The 17,378-nt window shown below is 68.6% G+C and carries 10 protein-coding genes and 1 pseudogene; 5 read left to right on the top strand and 6 right to left on the bottom strand.

Features of this window, described 5'->3' with window-relative positions:
* Positions 1 to 127 precede the first annotated feature (127 nt).
* Positions 128 to 544 (bottom strand): hypothetical protein, encoded by a 417-nt coding sequence (locus ACZ68L_RS42395; protein ID WP_469589093.1) that lies wholly within the window; start codon positions 542 to 544, stop codon positions 128 to 130.
* Between the two features lie 119 nt (positions 545 to 663).
* On the opposite strand from ACZ68L_RS42395, the gene ACZ68L_RS42390 reads away from it, so the two are divergent.
* Positions 664 to 3,687 carry an NACHT domain-containing protein gene (locus ACZ68L_RS42390; RefSeq protein WP_469589091.1) on the top strand — a complete coding sequence of 1,008 codons (3,024 nt, stop codon included), beginning with the start codon at positions 664 to 666 and terminating at the stop codon, positions 3,685 to 3,687.
* 20 nt (positions 3,688 to 3,707) lie between these two features.
* Here ACZ68L_RS42390 and ACZ68L_RS42385 read toward each other — a convergent pair.
* The 3 genes and pseudogenes from ACZ68L_RS42385 to ACZ68L_RS42375 form a co-directional block, all read right to left on the bottom strand.
* Positions 3,708 to 4,160 (bottom strand): annotated as a pseudogene (locus ACZ68L_RS42385) (transposase); the annotation flags it as partial.
* Positions 4,161 to 4,321: 161 nt separating this feature from the next.
* The gene (locus ACZ68L_RS42380; RefSeq protein ID WP_469589088.1) at positions 4,322 to 5,404 is read right to left on the bottom strand and encodes an alpha/beta hydrolase family protein; all 1,083 of its coding nucleotides are present in this window, start codon (positions 5,402 to 5,404) and stop codon (positions 4,322 to 4,324) included.
* A 430-nt stretch (positions 5,405 to 5,834) separates the two neighbouring features.
* On the bottom strand, positions 5,835 to 7,700 hold the full coding sequence (locus ACZ68L_RS42375) for a hypothetical protein (protein WP_469589086.1): 1,866 nt from the start codon (positions 7,698 to 7,700) through the stop codon (positions 5,835 to 5,837).
* Positions 7,701 to 8,303: 603 nt separating this feature from the next.
* On the opposite strand from ACZ68L_RS42375, the gene ACZ68L_RS42370 reads away from it, so the two are divergent.
* A complete protein-coding gene (locus ACZ68L_RS42370; RefSeq protein ID WP_469589083.1) occupies positions 8,304 to 9,614 on the top strand; it encodes a NucA/NucB deoxyribonuclease domain-containing protein in 1,311 nt (436 codons plus the stop codon).
* A 52-nt stretch (positions 9,615 to 9,666) separates the two neighbouring features.
* On the opposite strand, the gene ACZ68L_RS42365 is transcribed toward ACZ68L_RS42370, so the two are convergent.
* Complete coding sequence (locus tag ACZ68L_RS42365) at positions 9,667 to 10,125, bottom strand: hypothetical protein (RefSeq protein WP_469589081.1); 459 nt, start codon at positions 10,123 to 10,125, stop codon at positions 9,667 to 9,669.
* A 228-nt stretch (positions 10,126 to 10,353) separates the two neighbouring features.
* On the opposite strand from ACZ68L_RS42365, the gene ACZ68L_RS42360 reads away from it, so the two are divergent.
* The 3 genes from ACZ68L_RS42360 (at position 10,354) to ACZ68L_RS42350 (ending at position 14,771) form a co-directional block, all read left to right on the top strand.
* Complete coding sequence (locus ACZ68L_RS42360; RefSeq protein WP_469589078.1) at positions 10,354 to 10,887, top strand: WD40 repeat domain-containing protein; 534 nt, start codon at positions 10,354 to 10,356, stop codon at positions 10,885 to 10,887.
* Between the two features lie 950 nt (positions 10,888 to 11,837).
* Positions 11,838 to 14,207 carry a hypothetical protein gene (locus ACZ68L_RS42355; protein ID WP_469589076.1) on the top strand — a complete coding sequence of 790 codons (2,370 nt, stop codon included), beginning with the start codon at positions 11,838 to 11,840 and terminating at the stop codon, positions 14,205 to 14,207.
* A gap of 9 nt (positions 14,208 to 14,216) precedes the next feature.
* Positions 14,217 to 14,771: a hypothetical protein gene (locus ACZ68L_RS42350; RefSeq protein WP_469589073.1), complete on the top strand. Its 555-nt coding sequence runs from the start codon at positions 14,217 to 14,219 to the stop codon at positions 14,769 to 14,771.
* 143 nt (positions 14,772 to 14,914) lie between these two features.
* On the opposite strand, the gene ACZ68L_RS42345 is transcribed toward ACZ68L_RS42350, so the two are convergent.
* Positions 14,915 to 17,017: a UvrD-helicase domain-containing protein gene (locus ACZ68L_RS42345; RefSeq protein ID WP_469589071.1), complete on the bottom strand. Its 2,103-nt coding sequence runs from the start codon at positions 17,015 to 17,017 to the stop codon at positions 14,915 to 14,917.
* Positions 17,018 to 17,378 lie beyond the last annotated feature (361 nt).

Raw genomic sequence — 17,378 nt, 5'->3', positions numbered from 1 at the left:
GGCCGGCTTTGCGGTGTCGGCCTGCCGGCTGGGGGTCGACGCGGAGGCACGGGAGCGGACGTGGCGGTACTGAGAGCACTCCTGAGGGCCGGGGCTGTCTCGCCGGCGAGGACAGCGGCGGGGCGCGTCAGCCGAAGTGGAGGTCGCCCTCGATGGTGCCGGCCTGGATCACGGGACCGCGGATGTCGCCTCCGCTGACGGTGTTGTGCACGGTGGTGCCCTGCTCCGAGGAGTGTTCTGCCGCCGCCAGCAGGGCGCGCAGCTCGGCCTCCGCGGCGGGGTCCTCGCGGAGCAGAAGCAGCAGCCGCGCCCGCCATCGGGACTCGATCTCGGCGAGGGCCGCCCGGTCATCGCTGTTCGCGGCGACGGCAACAGCGGTGCGGGCCTCTTCCAGCTCCGCGTCCGCCGTCTGCGTCTGACCGGGCCGGTCACGCCCGAACAGCGCCCGCACCCGATCCCTGACCGTGGCCCACGCGTCGCCCGCCATCAGCTGCACCAGGGTCGTCGCCCCGGACACAGCCAGCGCAGTCAGTTCGGCCTCCACCCCGCCACCTCCACTTCCCACTGCCCAGCCCCGAACTCCGGACTGCACCAGCCTACTTGGAGCACTTCGGGAACGCGGACTATCGTGCTCGACCAGGAGACGGCGGAGGTGCGCGAGACGTGGGGCGAGCCGGGGGGAGCAGGTCCCACGACGTACACAACACCTTCCACGGTGACGCCCAGACGGTCATCCAGGCCGGTTCCATCGGCCGCGTGCACCTCTACGGGATCCCCTTCCAGCTGACGCCCTTGTCCGGCGGGGCGGTCGTCCGGCGCTGTGCGGTCATGGCGGTCCTCGTGGCTCTCGGCGGCTTCCTGCTGAGTACGGGGCTCGCCGCCACGACCGGACGGAAGGCGCCCTGGCTGGTCGTCGCCGGGCTCGCGCTGCTGATGACGGCGCACTCCGTGGGATGGGTGACCTGGCAGTGCTGGCAGCTGTCCCGCGGCCGCTACGAGAACGCCCTGCGCGCCACGGTGAACGGTGTACTCGTCGAACTCGCCCGGGAGCAGGCCAAGCAGTGGCGGGACGAAGCGATCGCGCGCCGCGTACAGGGGCCGCACCTGCTGCCCGTGCTGTGCCAGACCGCCGAGCGCGACCTGTTCGACCACTGGTCCAACATCCGTACCGGCGAACGGAGTGACCGGCCCCTGCCCCTCGACGGCGATGTCGCCGAGATCGACCGGCTCTACGGCCTGGTGCCCTCCGGACGGCTGGTGATCCTGGGCGAGCCGGGCGCGGGCAAGAGCGTCGCGGCGCTCCGGCTCGGACTGCGGCTCCTGGAGCGACGAGGGCCGACCGACCGGGTCCCCGTGATCCTCCCCCTCGCTTCCTGGAACCCGAGCGAGACGGGCCTCTGGCGATGGGCCGCGCAGCGGCTCGCCACCGAGCACCCCGAACTGTCGGCACCGACCGGCTTCGGCACCGTACTGGCCGAGGAGGTGGCGAGGCCCGAACGGCTCCTGCTGATCCTCGAAGGGCTCGACGAAATGCCTGCCGAGCGGCGGGCCGTGGCCCTGCGGACGCTCAACGAAAGCCTGGACGAACACACTCATCTCATCCTCACCAGCCGCACCGAGGAGTACCGGAACGCGGTGCGCCGGACCGACGTACTCAGCGGCGCGGCGGCCGTGACGCTCCAGCCGCTGACCGTGCAGGAGCTGAGCGAGTACCTGAAGACCAGCACCCGGCGGAGACGGGCGGACGGCACCACGCTGTGGGAGCCCGTTCTCGGCCGCATCCGTGACGGCGACGATCCGCACGCCCGGCGGCTGCGCGCCGCACTGTCGTCGCCGCTCATGCTCGGGCTGGCTCTCGCCGTCTACGGTGAGACGGACTCCGACCCGGTCGAGCTGCTGGACACGGCCGCGTTCCCGACCAGAGCCGGGATCGAGAAGCACCTCATCGCGCGGCTCGTCCCCGCCGTCTACACGGCCCCGCCCGACGTGGGCAAACCGCCCCGCTGGCGAGCGGAGGACGCCGAACGTCACTTGAGCCGGCTGGCGCAGGACGCCGCCCGGCACGCTCCCGGCGACGAACTCGCCTGGTGGCGCTGGTATCCCGAACAGGCGAAGGCCGCGACGGCGGTGGCCGTCACCCTGCTCTACGGCGGCGCCGTGGCCCTGACCGCCGCCCTGCCGCCGCACGGCACGATCCGGTGGTGGGGTATGACGCTGCCGCCCTGGGGCGCGCTGGCACTGCTCGGCGTGCTCCCTCTGCTCGTCGCCCTCGTGGACGTCTACGCCACCGAGCCGGTCCCCGCGCGTCTGCAACTACGCCGCCGCATGCCGACGATTCTCGGGCGCGCCGCCGGCAGCACCGCCGGGGTCGGCTTCGCCTGGCTGACCAATATCCCCACCAACGGGAACCCTTACCCGACCGGCTTTCCGATTCCCGTAGCGATCGGGTTGGGCGTGCTCTTCGTCATCCGCGCCGCACCGAGCATGGCGACGGACGTGGCGTCGACCACTCCACTCTCGCTGCTGCGGGCGGACCGGGTGTCCGCCCTGACCCTGGCGGTCAACTACTCGGTCGCCGGGCCACGCCGCTGGTGCCTGGAAGCGGTTGCGCTGCTCCCCATTGCGTTCCTCACCAGCTGGAGCGACCACGCGGGAGCGGAGGTGACGGGCCCGGCGCAGTGGGGCACCGTGCTCACAGGCGCCCTGGTCATCACCGTCCTGCACGGCATCACCAACACGGCATGGGGCCGCCACGCCGCGGCGCGCGTCGTCCTTGCCGCCACCGGTCGGCTGCCCTGGCGAACGATGGCCTTCCTGGAGGACGCCCACGCGCGCGGTGTGCTGCGCCAGTCCGGCGGGGTGTTCCAGTTCCGCCATGCACGGTTGCAGGAGCACCTGCTCGCCGAGGCACCGCCGACGCGGGACGGCAGGGTCCGTATCCCCCTGCGGCCGCGCGCCGTCCGGCTGCTGGGACGGTGGCCCACCCTCGTGCTGACAGGAATCCTGCTGGCCTTCGGCAGCACCTACGTCGCGCAGTCGATCAGCCGGATCAGTCAGCCGGCCGGCCCCTATGCCGCCCCTCCGCCGGCCTGCTCTCTCCTCGACCGGCACACGGTCACCTATGCCCTGCACGGAGCTCCGGTGCGCGACCGTGAGGCGCGACACATGGGCGGGCTGTACGAGCCCTGGCGCAGACCTGATGACGTGTGGTGCAGCTGGCACACCGAGGCCAACGGCTCAGAACTGTCATGGGCCACCGAGACGGACACACCGACCCCCGACAAGAGTGGCGCCGAGATCGCGCGGCGTAATTTCGTCGGGATGACGAGCCCGGACGCCCCGGCCCGCGTCGATCCCGCGGCCACCCCCTGCGACTGGGACCACGAGTCCATCTGGTCGGCGAGCGACGGCCGAGAGCCCGGCATCTTCGTACACGCCATTCTGCTCTGCCAAAACGTCGTGTTCCAGGCCGACTACCACTCCGACATCCCAGCGGGCGCCCCCTCCGACGGCACCGCCGTGCTGCAACGACTGCTCCACCTTGCCGTACGCAAAGCACTTCGCCCGGAAGATCGCGCCCCCGGCCATCCCGCGCCGTCCCGCACCTACCTGGGCATCGTGTCGGCGGAAGCCGGGCGGCGGCCGGCCGGTGGCAGGGACTGTAAAACGTTCGGCTCTGTTCCGTAGTCGGTGGTGACGTTCTGTTGTCACGACAGAAGGATGCGGTGGCGGAGGAGGTCGAATCCTGCTCGGCCGTGCATCTGGCGCATGATCCTCTTGGTGCGGGTGTTGACGCCTTCAGTGCGGCCGTTATGGAAGCGCAGGGTCAGGCCGGCGTTGACGGCTGCGCGGTCGAGTTCCAGGCCGTTGCAGAAGCTGTGCAGGTGGGGCAGGCCGGCCGCACGGGCGGCGCTGATCCACTCGGTGAGCCGGATGTCGTTGCCCTTCGCCGGGGTCAGCAGCTGGGCGAACTCTGCGACGAGTCTGAAGAGTTCGGCCATCTCGGGGCATGCGGTGGTGAGGGTCGCCAGGAGGGCGGTGTCCTTGGTCCACAGGTGTTCGGGGTGAGTGAGCAGGAGCCGGGTCGCGTGGCGTGGGGTGGTCATCGGCCGGTTGCCCTCGGCTCGCCCCTGGGTGAGGTAGCGGACCAGGAGGTTGTGACCTCACCGCCATCCACCACCTCCTCGATGACCAACGCCGCGAGCCCCGAAAACACTGTTTCCACAAGGGAGTTGATATCGCGCATGTGATGTCAACGAGACTCGTAACATGCCGTCACCACCGACTACGGAACAGAGCCGAACGTTTTACAGTCCCGAGGTTAGCGCACGTACTTGTCAAAGAACTCGGTCACGTAGCGGATCGCGGCCTGGCGCTGTTCGGCGGGCTTGAGCTGCTGGGGATTGCCCGTCCCGTTGGTGCTTTTGCACCGGCCGCCAGGCAGGTTCCGCTTTTCGACTGCGACGTCGTCTGTGGCGAACCGTGGCCCGGTGCCGGGTGTCCAGACGGTGTTGAAGAAGTTGTGGTTGGCGCCGGTCACAGCGTGGTGGTGGGCGTGGGGGTTCTTGGCGGCCATGGCGAGGGGGATCTTGCTGTCGTCCCACATGGCGTCGCAGGTACCGGCGAGCACGGCGACGGGGACGCGGGTGATGCGCTCTTTGTTGGCGTCGATGCCGTTCATGGCGGGTGCGATCGCCAGCGTGCCCCGGATGTTCACGCCGGGCAAAGGCTTGTGGCTATCCAGGGCCTGTGCAAGGACTCCGCCGCCGCCGCGCGAATGCCCGAGAGTGCCGACCCGGTTGAGATCCACCTGGCCGGTGAACTGCTTGAGCTTCTGCAGCGGGCCCTTTCCGGCGGTCAGCTTTTGCCACATTTCCAGGTGCTTGTCCAGCAGTGCCCGGCGCGCGATGTGACCTTGGTCCTGCTCGTGGGCCTGGATGCCGTTGGCCGACACCGACACCACGATGTAACCCTTCTCGGCCAGAGCCCGGGCAAGGTAGGCGTAGCCCCGGTAGTTGTCGACCGGCCGGGCCTCCTTGCCGCACGGCCAGGCGTAGGGGCGGACGGGCTTGTCCCCGGCGGCGCAGGTGTCGGCCCAGCCGTGCAGCGTCATCACCAGGGGGTGCTTGTCTTTGCCGAGCTGGCGGGGGTAGGTGACGACGGCCCTCAGTTCCGTGGGGTTATCGGCCAGGCCGGGCGGAGCGTAGGCGGTGTCACCGAGGTCGTAGGTGAGCTCGGCCACCTGCTTCGTGCCAGCCTCTTCGGAGACCTGGACCGGACGGACGGTCACGGGCTCAGGCCGGGACTGGGGCTGAGAACTCCCGCAGGCAGTCACCACGGTGACCGCAGCGACGGCTGCCGCGGTGAAGATGCTGCGGCGCAGGACGCGAGGGGGCATATGCATGGGAAATAGGAGCCCTTCCGGGGCGCGGTTCATGGGCTGTGTGGGCCGCTCGGGTCAGTAGGCGCCGCGACGGCATTCCAAAACGTATGCGTTCTATTTGTCAGGGATGTATCAGGTGAGGCTCATATGCCACTCAATAGCCACGAGACCCTGATGATCGACGAGTTACGCCTGGATCCGCGCTCGGAGCTGCGGGTGCTCGTCACCGGCAACGAAGAACAGGACAGCCGGCCCGAAGACTCCGCCGAAGACGAGACCCGCTGGGATCCAGCAGCCGCGTGGGCGTCAGGGCCCGCACTTGAGGAACAGAGGCCGGTCAGTAGGTGCTGCCTCCCACGGTCACTTGCAAACGACTCCCGAAGCCATCGACATAGCCACCGTCGAATAGCGCACCCATCGAATACTGCCTCTTCACCAGTTCGATTCGTGCTCACGTGATGAGCACGGCCGTGACGGCGAGGCCGATGAGAAGGAGCAGGACGGGGCCCAGCGGCAGGCCGTGGTCGCTCGGTGGGCTCGGTTCCGCGGGCCGCAGTTCCGGGTGGGTGTGCAGGGCTGTGACCTCCTCGGCCATGCGGACGTACGACGGGCGCAGTCGCAGTCGTCGTTCGAGGCGCGGCTCCCCCAGCCCCGTCAGATACCAGGTGCCGCCGTCCGACCGGCGTATCTCTACGCCGCCCTTGTCGGTGTACTCGGCTGCCCGCAGCCGTTCCCATGGGACGTGCCGTACGGTCCAGGCCCCGGTCAGCCACAGACCGGTGCTGTCCGCGGTGGCACGCCAGTTGAGGAGGACGGCCGCGAAGCGGATCCATATCGGCAGTGCGAGCAGGGGGAGGAGGAGGTGCCAGTGGAAGCCCTCCGCCGCGAGGGAGTGCGCGGTGAAGGAGACCCCGGCCGCCACGCCCGCGGTGAGGGCCAGTCCGGCGGTTCGGGCCACAGGGCCCGGCCCCCAGCGCACCGGGCGACCGGTGGGCGCCAGGGTGGCGGCGATGCGGTCGATCCGGGCCCGCCGCTGCGGATCTGAGGTGTCGGGGTCGGTGCCTGTGAGGGCAGTGGCTCCCAAGAGGGGCTTCTTGCCGGTTCGGGGGAGCCGGACCGGGCCGACGGTGCGGATCACGATCGGGTCCCCCGCCCGGTCCGTCGTGACGAGGACCAGTTCGCCGCCTTCGTAGGGGGCGCCGAACAGGACCGCTTCGTGCAACCGCGTGTCGACGGAGAATTCCTCCTCGTCCTCCTCCTCCGCTTCGTCTTCGATGCGATCCACCCGCTCGTCGTCATCGGGGAACGTCGCCGTGCAGAGACAGGTGAAGAGCGCGGTCTGGCCGACTGTGTCATCGACCGCGTAGACCCAGGTACGTCCTTCATAGTCCGTGCGGTCCAGCACGCGCAGGGCCGGCACCGGTGCGCGGCGCAGCGCCATGGCACGGCGGCGGGCGAGGACGCCCACCGTGAGGAATGAGAGCCCGGGCAGCCCGGCCGCCAGGACCAGCAGCTGCCAGCCGAAGGCGTCGTACGGCTCCGCCACCAGGCGCCGCCACGAGCCGCTCTCCAGCACGCTCACCGTGCTGCCGACGCCGTAGTCCTCGGGGTAGAACGCGTCGACGGTGATGCGCCGTTCGTCATCGGTGCGGACGCGCACCGTCTCCTCGCCGCGGCGGATCACCGTCGCCGTGATGTGCACGGCCCGGTCCGCGTGCCGCTCGTCCGCGCGCATGCCGCTCAGCCCCAAGAGGACCGCACCGGCGGCCACGGAGCACAGGACCAGCCCGGCGGCGAGCGGGAGCCTGCCTCGCACGAGTGGGCTGGCGGGCTCCGGCAACCGATGCCGCACTCCGGTAGCCCGTTCCACGAGCCGCCGCTGCCTGGACCGGGCGGCCAGCTGCTCGCGGGCCGCGGCCCAGCCGAAGCCCAGGGCCCCGATCACGGCGAAATTCGCGACCTGGGACATCCGGTCGGCGCCCGGCAGCTCTCCCCACGCCACCATGGCCGCCAGCGCGGGCGCTGCGATCAGCGTGAGCTCCGGAAGCCGGGCGAGCCAGTACAACAGGCCAACGGCCAGACCCACTTCCGCCATGCCGCCCCAGTCCGGTCCGCAGGGCGCCGCATCGCTGCACGACGGTACCGGTTCCACCGCGATCGCCCATACGACGGTGATCACCAGCGCCGGCACGGACCACACAGGCCTGGCCCAGGATGCGGGGCGGGCCCGGGCCCATAGGGCGGCATCGGTGGACGACCAGGCGGGCGTACCTGTCGGAACGGAGCCCGACGGTATCGGGACGGGGGATTCGGACACGTGAGGATTATGAGGCAGAAGACCGCCCCCACCGGACCGGTTCCGCGCCGTACCGCCTTCGTCCCGGAGTCACAGCGTCAAGCACCAGCTGGCAAGAACCCCCACGACCACCCGGTCGGATGGGCATGCACGCGATGCCGTGGTCAACGACGCCGCCTCATGCCGGTCGCCCCGCACCCGTGGGGGTGCCGGGAGAGGGCCGGCCATGCTGCGCGGCGAGCGCCGCGTCGACGAAGGCCCGCACGAAATGCGGGAACCGTAGGGCAGGCCACCGCAACACATCCCCCTACCGCTCCCCAGGTCGCAAGCGCGACCTCCCACGGGCGCCCTCGCCGGCGACCGGCGAAAGGTCGACTATTCGGTCAGTTTTGCTCGACTTCAGGACACACGGTTTCCATCGCATAGAAATTCGATTATTCGACCGAAGAGGGTGATGAAGGTCGCAGACGAAGATCGCTGCGGCGTCACACAGCTCGATCCACCTCCCAGGGGGACACCATCAACTCCACTCGGCGCACGCGCCATCTGGTCATCGCCATGCTGGCGGCAACAGCCTCCTTACTGCCGGCGGTAAGCCCTGCGGGGGCTGCGGAGTCCGGCGCGATGACGGCTCAGACCTTTGTCCTGCCCGTGGGAACTCCGGTGCCCTCGCCGGCGTCACTGCGCTCCCCCGGTGCGCTGCGCTCGATGGTCAGCACCGCACAGACATCCACCGCGGCGACAACGCCGAAGGAGGTCGTCGGCCCCGCAGCCGCCTACGGCAAGCGCGCCACTGTCCGGGCGGCCACCGCTCCCCTCAACCGAGCCGGAGTGCCGACGTCGCTGGCAGCGGGCACGATCAGCTATCCCGAGCCTGCCCGTTCGATGACGCTGGACGAGTGCAAGAAGAACATGGGCGGCACCGCGCAGGTCTACATCAAGTCCCGCTTTGCGGTGTGCACAGCTCAGCAGGTCACGACCATCTGGGCCACAAGCAAGGGATCGGTCGGCACCAGCACCTATTACGTGTACATTCGCGGTTCGGTGCCCAAGGAAACCGATCGCACCATGTCCTTCGACTACGACGTCACCGGTTTCAAGGCCGTGGGCACCACCGGTGTCGCCGGCCTGAAGATCGGCCTGAAGGGTGCCGTCCCCCAGAGCTACCCCTCGAAAGCCAAGCCCGTCATGAACAACGCCCTTCCGGTGACCAAGACATGGCCGCAGATGCAGGCCGCACCGCACTACACCCACACTCTGCGCTACGCGCCGGGTCAGGGCACGGGCTCGGGGGCCGCCGATGCCATATTCGCCGTCTACCAACCCGAGATCACCAGCACGCTGCCCGCCGGCTGGGTGGGCACAAGCCCTGTTACGGGCAAGCCGTTCATGTTCGCCCCTCGCTGGGACTCGGCCTCATACCTGCGCAACTCCACGGGAGCAGGCAACCCTGCCAACAAGGGTGGTGCGGTCTTCAGTGTGATGGCCACGCTCGAATACAGCTCCCAGCCCGGCGCCCCGGAGAAGGCCGTTGCCGATCACATCAAGTTGGCTTTCACGAACCCCAAGGCGACCAAGCCGCTCAACGCGCTTAAGGACGTCCCCGGGGACACCGTCGACCAGCCCCTGAACCGCCTCTACCTCGACAAGAAGCGGGCCGATCGCAACCGGGCGGTCGCGGTCCGCGAGTGCAAGCGCTACTGGGGCGACAAGTACACCGACGGGGGCAAGGAGTGCGACGAGTTCCCCTTCGCCACCACCTATCAGGGATCCGCCATTGAGGAGTACGACGTCCACGTAGAGAAGAAAAACTACTCCGCAATGCCCCTGGACGGCACGCAGAACGGTGCCGCCGGCAATCTGCTCTCCGGTTTCTACACGAACAACCGCATGATTGACGGCCCGGACGACGGCTTCATCGTCAAGATCAGCTGACCGAGGATGTGGGCTCGTCCCAAGTATTACCCCTTGGGGCGAGCCCGCTTCGTCACCGCTGGAGCCAGAAGTCGACGACGTACTTCTCGATGCCGTAGGCGACCCCTTCTTGCTCGGACACCCGTTTGGCCTCGGCTCGGCCCGCACAACTCACCCGGACCCGCCACCGGCCCGGGGCGCCCAGGCTGATCAGATCGGGCAAGCGGCCATAGACCGTCGACCAGATTGCGACATCCCCGGTGGCCGACTCGAAGTCGGCCTCATCCTGCTCGTCCCAGGGCCCGCCACCCGTCTCTGGCTCAGTGTCCCAGACTCGCACCCGCACCTCGGCGTCGTGCGTATGCGCGCCGCTGTACACATCAATCCTGCGCGCGTGCTGGGTCAGGAAGCCGCCTTGCTCATATGCCTGGTTGTACGGCACCGGGACCAAGCTGTCGTCCGACTCCTGGAAGGCGAAGCTGTTGAAGGAAACCCGCACGTCAAGCACGTCTTCTCGGACCAATAAGGCCACGAAAGCACTCCATTCCTCATCCGGCGGGAAAGATCAAACGACACTCTAGCCTCGCTGTCTCGGTAGGGGAGTCCGGATGGACGCACCCTGGTCACCCTCAGCAGCGACCGCGGTGTAGAGATGTGGGACGCGGACACGGGGCGTCTCCGCGCAGGGCTTTCCGGTGACACAAAGGATGCGTTCAGGGCCGAATTCAGTCCGGACGGACGCACCATAGCCACCCGCGGCATGGAGCATGGAGTGCAGTTGTGGGACGCCAGCACCGGCCGCCTCCACAGGAAACTTCCCGAACCCGCCGATGACATGGGCTCACTGGCGTTCAGTCCGGACGGGCACACCCTGGCCACCGGCGGCGAAGACCGCACCGTGCGGCTGTGGGACCCGGCCACCGGCCGCCTCCGCAAAAGCCTCCCTGTACATACCGCCCCGGTGTTCTCCGTGGCGTTCAGCCCGGACGGCCGCATCCTGGCCACGGCCGGTAACGACGACCGCACGGTGCGGCTGTGGGACACGGAGACGGGCATCACCGTGGCCGCGCTCTCCGGGCACACCGACACAGTCCTCTCCGTGGCCTTCAGCCCGGACGGCCACACCCTGGCCACCGCCAGCGCAGACCAGACCGTACGTATGTGGGCCGTAGCCCTGCCCGCCCCCACCACAGCGATCAGCAAAATATGCCGTGCAGTGGGCCGCGATCTCACGGCACAGGAACGCTCGGTATACCTGCCCGATCAGCCACCACACACCCCATGCCAAAGCTGAACCGTCCCCTGCCAGCCACGTAGAAACAGTCGGGTACGTCAGTACCGACGACGTCCGCACCGGCTGCGCTCCCGCCGGCAATCCCCCAACCCATCGCTCTCCCTTGGCGGGCAGAGCTGCGGTCGCCACCGCCGACGCTCCGTTCGGGCCGGACCGAGCATGGCCGCCTGGTCCTGCTCTTGATGCCGGTGCGCGCCCGGCCAGGCCATGGGCCACAGCGCTGCGAGTTACGCCTCCACGCCGCAGCCCGGCCTCGACGGCGCACCGCTCGCCACCGCGTTCGACACGGTCCGTGACCAAAGGGGAAACGCGCGGGTGCGCACAGGGTGGATACGCGGCATCGTCCCGATAGCCCCGACAGCATCACCAGTGACCAGCACACTCGAATCACGCCCGAGGAGCCCGCAGAGTGCCGTATCTTTCTCAGACGCTGGGACCGACGGAAGCCACTTGGGGGAGTCGCTGTGGGGGACCAAGACAGGAAGTCGGGATCCGAGGAACAGGACGGAATCGACGCACCCGCTGGATACGGCAACCCGAAACCCTCGCCACAGCAGCAAACCCCGGGCAACGTCCCACTGCCACCGCAAGCACCCCCTGTCCCCGCGGCCCCACCTCCCTCCGGTGAATCAGCGCGATCCACCACGGCGTTACCCGTGCCTCCTGCAGTACCTCGGCCGCCGGCCCAGGAACCCGCGGTACCTCCGCCGCCGGCCCAGCCGCCCGCAGTGCCACCTGCCCGGCCGTCGCGGCCGGCCACCGCGTGGCTCCGACGAGGGCGTGCCCTGCCGTTCGTCGCCATAGGCGTCGCCTTGACGGTGCTCGCGAGTCTCATGTATGTGCTGTGGCCGAGCGGTTCCAGCCCCTCCCACCGGGAGGACTCCGCCCCTCATGTGTCGCCAGCCCACCGGGGGGCGCCGGCCGCTCGGGCGCTGAGTGCCCTTCCGGCCGTGAACATGTCGATGGCCTATTCCCCCGTCCGGCATGCGCCGGTGACCCACGCGGACCTGACGGTGACCGCGTCGGGACAGGCGTCGGGAACCCTGAGCAAACCCGTGGCCGGCACGTCCGCCATGGCGTGGTCCGGTGACCAGCTCTACCTGAAGGGCGACTCGGACTTCTGGGCGCAGCAGGACCCGTTGTACGGCACGGATCTGACGAGCGCCGGTCACTGGGTTGCGCCGAAGAAGCGTGACGGCTACTACATGCTCGACAGCTTCGCCGTGAATGCCGGTTCTCTGACGCCGAAGTCACTTGCCGCGGTGGTCAGGCAAGTCACCTCCGATCCCGGAGTCGTGGAGCAGAACGCGGGAACGATCGAGGGGCGCAAGGCGGTCTCGTACACGGCGCAGGGCTGGACCGTCGTCCTCGCCGAAGATTCGCCGTACACCGTGCTTGCCATCGGTGGGGATCCCAGCCACCGAAGCCCGGTCAAGCCCGCTGCCTGGCACGCGCCCGGGCGCGCCAAGGGCTGGGCGGAGTCGGCCGATTTCCGCGCCTCGGCCACGCCCGCCGACTACGCGGACAGTGACTACAGCTCGTACCTCCTGATGGTTCCGAAGCCGGCGACTGCCGATCAGACGGCTGCGGTCCATTCGACTGCCGCCGCGGCCGCGGCCACCGCTGTCGCGCCCGCCACGTCGTCCGAGGTGGTCTCCAAGTCCATGGGGCCGGCCTTCACCATCACCAATAACAGCGGGTACCTGTGCACGACCAACCCGTGCTCGTACTCCTTCACGGTCACGAACAGCGGGGACAAGGCGGGCGCGGCCACCCTCTATCTCAGCCTTCCGCAAGTGCCGGACCAGCCCCACCCCCTCGGCACCCTGCAGCCCAAGCAGTCCAAGAGCGTCAGCGGCACCCGCCCCAACATCGCCCCACCTGGGCGGACCGTGAAGCACACCGACTATGCCTGGGTGTACTCGTCCGCCGAGTACGGACCGGACCCCAAGGTGGGCAGCCGTCTGCACGCACGGAACTTGCAGCCGGACAACGTCCGCGTCGGGACTCCCCTGAAGCCCGCCGTGGCGAAGCTGCTGGACCTGATGACGAAGGACAGGCCGGCCAGCGACACGGCAGCCGGTGACAAGGCGGCCGATGCGCTCTACAAGGCCAACCACCAGGGCGAGTTGCCCGCTCTGGGGACGATCGCCGACTCCGGCCGCCTGGAGAACCCCGAGGACCTGCGCGGGCTCCTCCCCACCACCGAAAAGGTCGAGAATCGGCGTGTGCTGCTGCAGGTCGCGCAGTTACTGCGTAGCGATCCGCAGGCGAAGGTCACGTGGGCCGGGCCGTACAAGGCCGGCGGTAAGACATACCGGGCCGATTACTTCTACACGACCACCCGCCAGGGCCAGCGGATCAAGCGTGCCGTGCGGGCGAAGACCGTGGAGAGCCCGGGGCAGCTCGGGTCGCAGATCAGTCTCGGCGCCGAGCAGCTCAACGGCGAGAGGCAGGGTTCCGCGAACGCCGGCACCGAGAAGGCACCGCCCGGCTTCGAACGGGTGCTGCAGATCAACCTCGAGCCGGGCGTGGGCCCGCTCTTGGCACTGGCCACCACGACCGGCCTGGAGCAACTCCTGTCGTCGACGGGAGCGCAGTTCCGGCAGGCGCGGGAGAGCCTGTGCGAGCCGGACGGCGACGGCCCCCGCACCGACCGCCTCGTCATCGTCAACGAGTCGGGCACCCACCAGTGGACGGACCTGCGCAGGGTCGGCGCGCGCTGCGCCGGGCCCGGAGGGGCTCCGGCCTCTCCCAGCGCATCGAGCAGTGACAAGCCCGGCGACAAACCGACCTGCCTGGACCGGCGCCCCCTCGGCGCTGAGGACAACGGTGCCGACGGCTGGACCTATTACTCCCCCATTGGACGGGGTGAACGCGCCCGTGGGGCGGTTGCCTGCCTGGCCGGGTACACCAGCGGCGGCGGGGAGGCGAACCCCAACAGCCCGGGTATGCGCGACGCGAAAGAGCGCGCCGAACACCTGTTCCCGCATTCGACCGAGCACCACCTGGTAAACAGTTGCCACCTCATCCCGAATGCACTGGGCGGCAAGGGCATCACCGCCAACCTCTCGCCCTGCTGGACAAAGCCGGTCAACGTGGGAATCATGACCGGCATCCAGGCATGCGTCACCGACCTGCTGAAATCGAATGTCGTGCAAATGACGGTTGTACCCGAATACATGAAAGATGTGGATCGAATCCCCTTCGAATTCCGCTTCCAGATCATGGCCTGGGACCACCAGGGCAACGAGGTCGCCGAGAACTGTTCCCGGGACGTCCAGAACCTCAAAAACGGGGAATACCTCAACGAAGACTAGGGGCGGTGCATGAGCGTGCAGGCCGACATCGAGGAGTTTGCACGGCTCGCCGATATCACGCCCTGTGAAGGGAGTGCGTTGCCCTGGGCAGAGTCCGGCACGGCAGTGGGAGTCGAATTGCCTGCGGACTACCGGGCGTTCGTCGACGCCTTCGGGGGAGGGGATCTGTGCGGGCGTCTTGGTGTCAACACGCCGTGGCCGCTGCATGATCCGTCAGCAGGAGTCCCCGCACTGCGGGCCATGCTGGACGACGTTGCCGCAACGAGCTCGCTCCTGCGCGAGCTCAGGGGCAGCTATCCCGCAGCGTTCCCCTTCGCGTTCTACCCCGAGCCCGGTGGTCTGCTCGCGTGGGGTGGCGGGATCGGCGGAGAGCTCTGTTTCTGGCTGACCGAAGCCCCGGACCCGGATACCTGGCCGGTCGTGGTGTGGGACAAGGCGGACTGGCGCCGCTACGACATGGGCATGGTCGCCCTACTGATCCGCGCCCTCACAAAGGGAGATCCGTTCCTCAACGGCCTGGTCGCGCCCGAGCCGGGCCGCCCCCTGTGGAACCCAAGACGCTAGGCGGTAAGGCGCGGGCGGACATTCACAAGCAGGCGTAGTGCAGGAACGTCGAAGCCGGCACCGAGGTGGTGCCGGCTTCGACGTTGGCGGGCACGGGCCAACGCGTCTGCCGAGGGCCTGACGCGGCCTGGGCTCGTGGCGCCCTACGCGGGGCGGTTGTGGCGCAGGTGTTCTCGTAGCGCCGCACGCATCTGCGAGAGCGGGGTGCGGGCGCCGAGCGCGGTGAGAAACTCGGGGACCGTCCAGCGGATCAGGGCGCCTTGGCGGGCGAGGTATAAGCCGACCTCGCGGATGTCGTAACGGTCGTCGTAGTCGAGGAGGAGGTATCCGGCGAGCTGCTGTACCTCGTCCCGTCCGACGCGGTGGGGCCGGGTGAGGGCTTTGCAGTCGATGAGGAAGCCGTCGGTGATGAAGTCTGCGTCGGCCTTCACGTCGGCGCTGCCTGCGAAGACCGGCCCGCATACGCGCTGCTGGGCAGGCAGGCCCCGCAGGGGAGTGAAGGGCTCTTCTGCGAGCTTCATCTGCTCGTCGATGTCGTCGAGGACGTAGCTCGGCACGGCGCTGGTCACGCCCTTGACGGTGGTGTGCTCGTCTACCTGGGCGAGGAGGTTGCGCTTGCGGAAGAAGGCGCCGTTTCGGTACACGGCTTCGAAGAAGCCGGCGACGAAGCACAGTCTGGTCAGTTCGTCGTTGTCGAGCCGCCGGGAAGCATCTGCCAGGTGGGCGTGGAGGCGGCCCAGAACGCTGGTTCCGATCATGTGGAGGTTGGCGCGTACTGCGGGGGCAGGTGCTCCCTCGATGGGCAGGTCGCTGCCGATCAGTTCGACGCCGGCGATCGCGGCGGGCCCTGGGTCCGAGCCGAGGCTCAGGCGCAGCCGGTAGTCGATGGTGTGGCCGAGGGCGGCGTAGTCGGGGCGGCGTTCGTTCAAGGGCTGGACGGGATGCGGTAGGCCACGGATGTGCTGGAGGTAGGAGGCGATGACGGCTTCGGGGTGGGGAAGGTGGCGAGCCAGGAACGTGGAAATCGGGGAGCGTGGGTACTTCAGTTGTCCGGTTAGCGGCAGCCGGGCCAGCGAGATGCCTTCGGGTGTGGTGTCCGCTGTCGCGGCGGTGGAGTGGGCCTGTAGTCGTTTAATGCCGGTGGTGTCGAGTTGGGTGCGGGCCCGGGTGACGGCGACGTAGATGAGGCGTGCGGCGGCTGGGTGCACGGTGCGCGGGGAGCCTTCGTCGGGTGGAGTGAAGCCTGCTCCGATCCGTACGCGGTTCCACTCCCGGCCCTTGGCCTTGTGCACGGTGGACACGACGACGCGGGCCTGTGCTTCGTCGCTCATACGCTGGACCGTGCGGATGATCTGCTGGGGGCCGTAGGTGTCCACGAGTTCCACGATGGCTTTGAGGTCGGCGGCGGCGGAGTCCTGTTCGGCGTACTCCTGCACCTCGCCCCAGGAGGAGAAGAGCGCGAGGTCGTGGTGTGAAGTGCGGCGGCCGGCCTGCAGGTCAATCGCTGCCTTCGCGATGTTCAGCAGGGGTTTCCCGCCGCCGACCAGGGCGACGGGCACGTCTTGGTCCAGGAAGCGCAGGACCTCGGCGAGGGCGTCGGCGTTACCTCGGCACAGCACCGCGTCGGGTACCTCCACCTCGGTCAGCTTGGACGGTTCAGCGGCGTGGCCGGTGAGCTGCATCATCGAAGTGGCCGCGCGCAGCCAGTGGTTAGCCACCTCCGCGATGGCCGGCCCGAAACGGAAGGACTGGGTGAGCTCCATCCGCATACCGGGGAATCCACTCATGATGTCCTTGGCATGCCGCCATTCGTAGATCTGCTGGGAGGGGTCGCCGACGCAGACGCGCTGGACGTCCTGCGCGAGGAAGATTTCCTCGAGGACCGGGTTCGTGTCCTGTGCCTCGTCCAGCAGGATGTAGTCGGCGCGCAACCGGGGCCGGGTGAGCGCCCACATCTTGAGGTAGTGGTCGTGCTTGAAAGGAAGTGTGCCGTTCGGCGAGCAGATGTCGTCCCATGCCCACCGGGCCCGGGGCAACAGGAGTCGCGCAACGTACTGCTGTCCGGGGTCGTCGAGGCCGTTGACGGTGCCCAGGTGGCGCGCTGCGACCTGCTCCTCGGTGGAGTAGCAGAAGTGCTTGACCATCTCCATCACCAGGTGAGCCAGTGTCGTCGCCTTGAGCCGGCGGCCTCCGACAGCGAGGTCGCGGTCGATGCCAAGTAGCTGCGCGGTGCGCCACAAGGGCATGTGCTGTGAGGCGTCCAAGCGGGCCTTGAAGCGGCTCCCTAGTAGGGCTTGGTCAGGTTGGTGCGAGTGCTGGTATGTCGCGGTGGCAGGTGAGGCAGGCGCCGGTCCAGGCTGCGAGCAGTAGCTGCAGTTCGCGGACGACTTGGTAGAGGCTCAGGCCCCTCTCTGTCAGCCTTGGGTGAGACATCCCGTTCTGCGGGGTTAGCCTGAGAGGGCACGACAGGAGAACCGTCCCTTATGCCCAGCACAGAGCCTGTCGGATCCGACCCGGCACCGAGGCCGAAGCGCCGCACTTTCACCTCGGAGTACAAACTGCGGATCGTTGCCGAGTACGACGCCGCACCCAGGAACGAGAAGGGCG

The sequence above is a fragment of the Streptomyces sp. NPDC104309 genome (assembly GCF_055584025.1).
This window is presented reverse-complemented; position numbering and strand designations above follow the sequence as displayed.

Coding starts and splice junctions, on each gene's coding strand:
- ACZ68L_RS42380 (WP_469589088.1), bottom strand. CDS start 5,404: ATGCATATGCCCCCTCGCGTCCTGCGCCGCAGCATCTTCACCGCGGCA.
- ACZ68L_RS42370 (WP_469589083.1), top strand. CDS start 8,304: ATGACGGCTCAGACCTTTGTCCTGCCCGTGGGAACTCCGGTGCCCTCG.
- ACZ68L_RS42360 (WP_469589078.1), top strand. CDS start 10,354: ATGGAGCATGGAGTGCAGTTGTGGGACGCCAGCACCGGCCGCCTCCAC.
- ACZ68L_RS42350 (WP_469589073.1), top strand. CDS start 14,217: ATGAGCGTGCAGGCCGACATCGAGGAGTTTGCACGGCTCGCCGATATC.
- ACZ68L_RS42345 (WP_469589071.1), bottom strand. CDS start 17,017: ATGCCCTTGTGGCGCACCGCGCAGCTACTTGGCATCGACCGCGACCTC.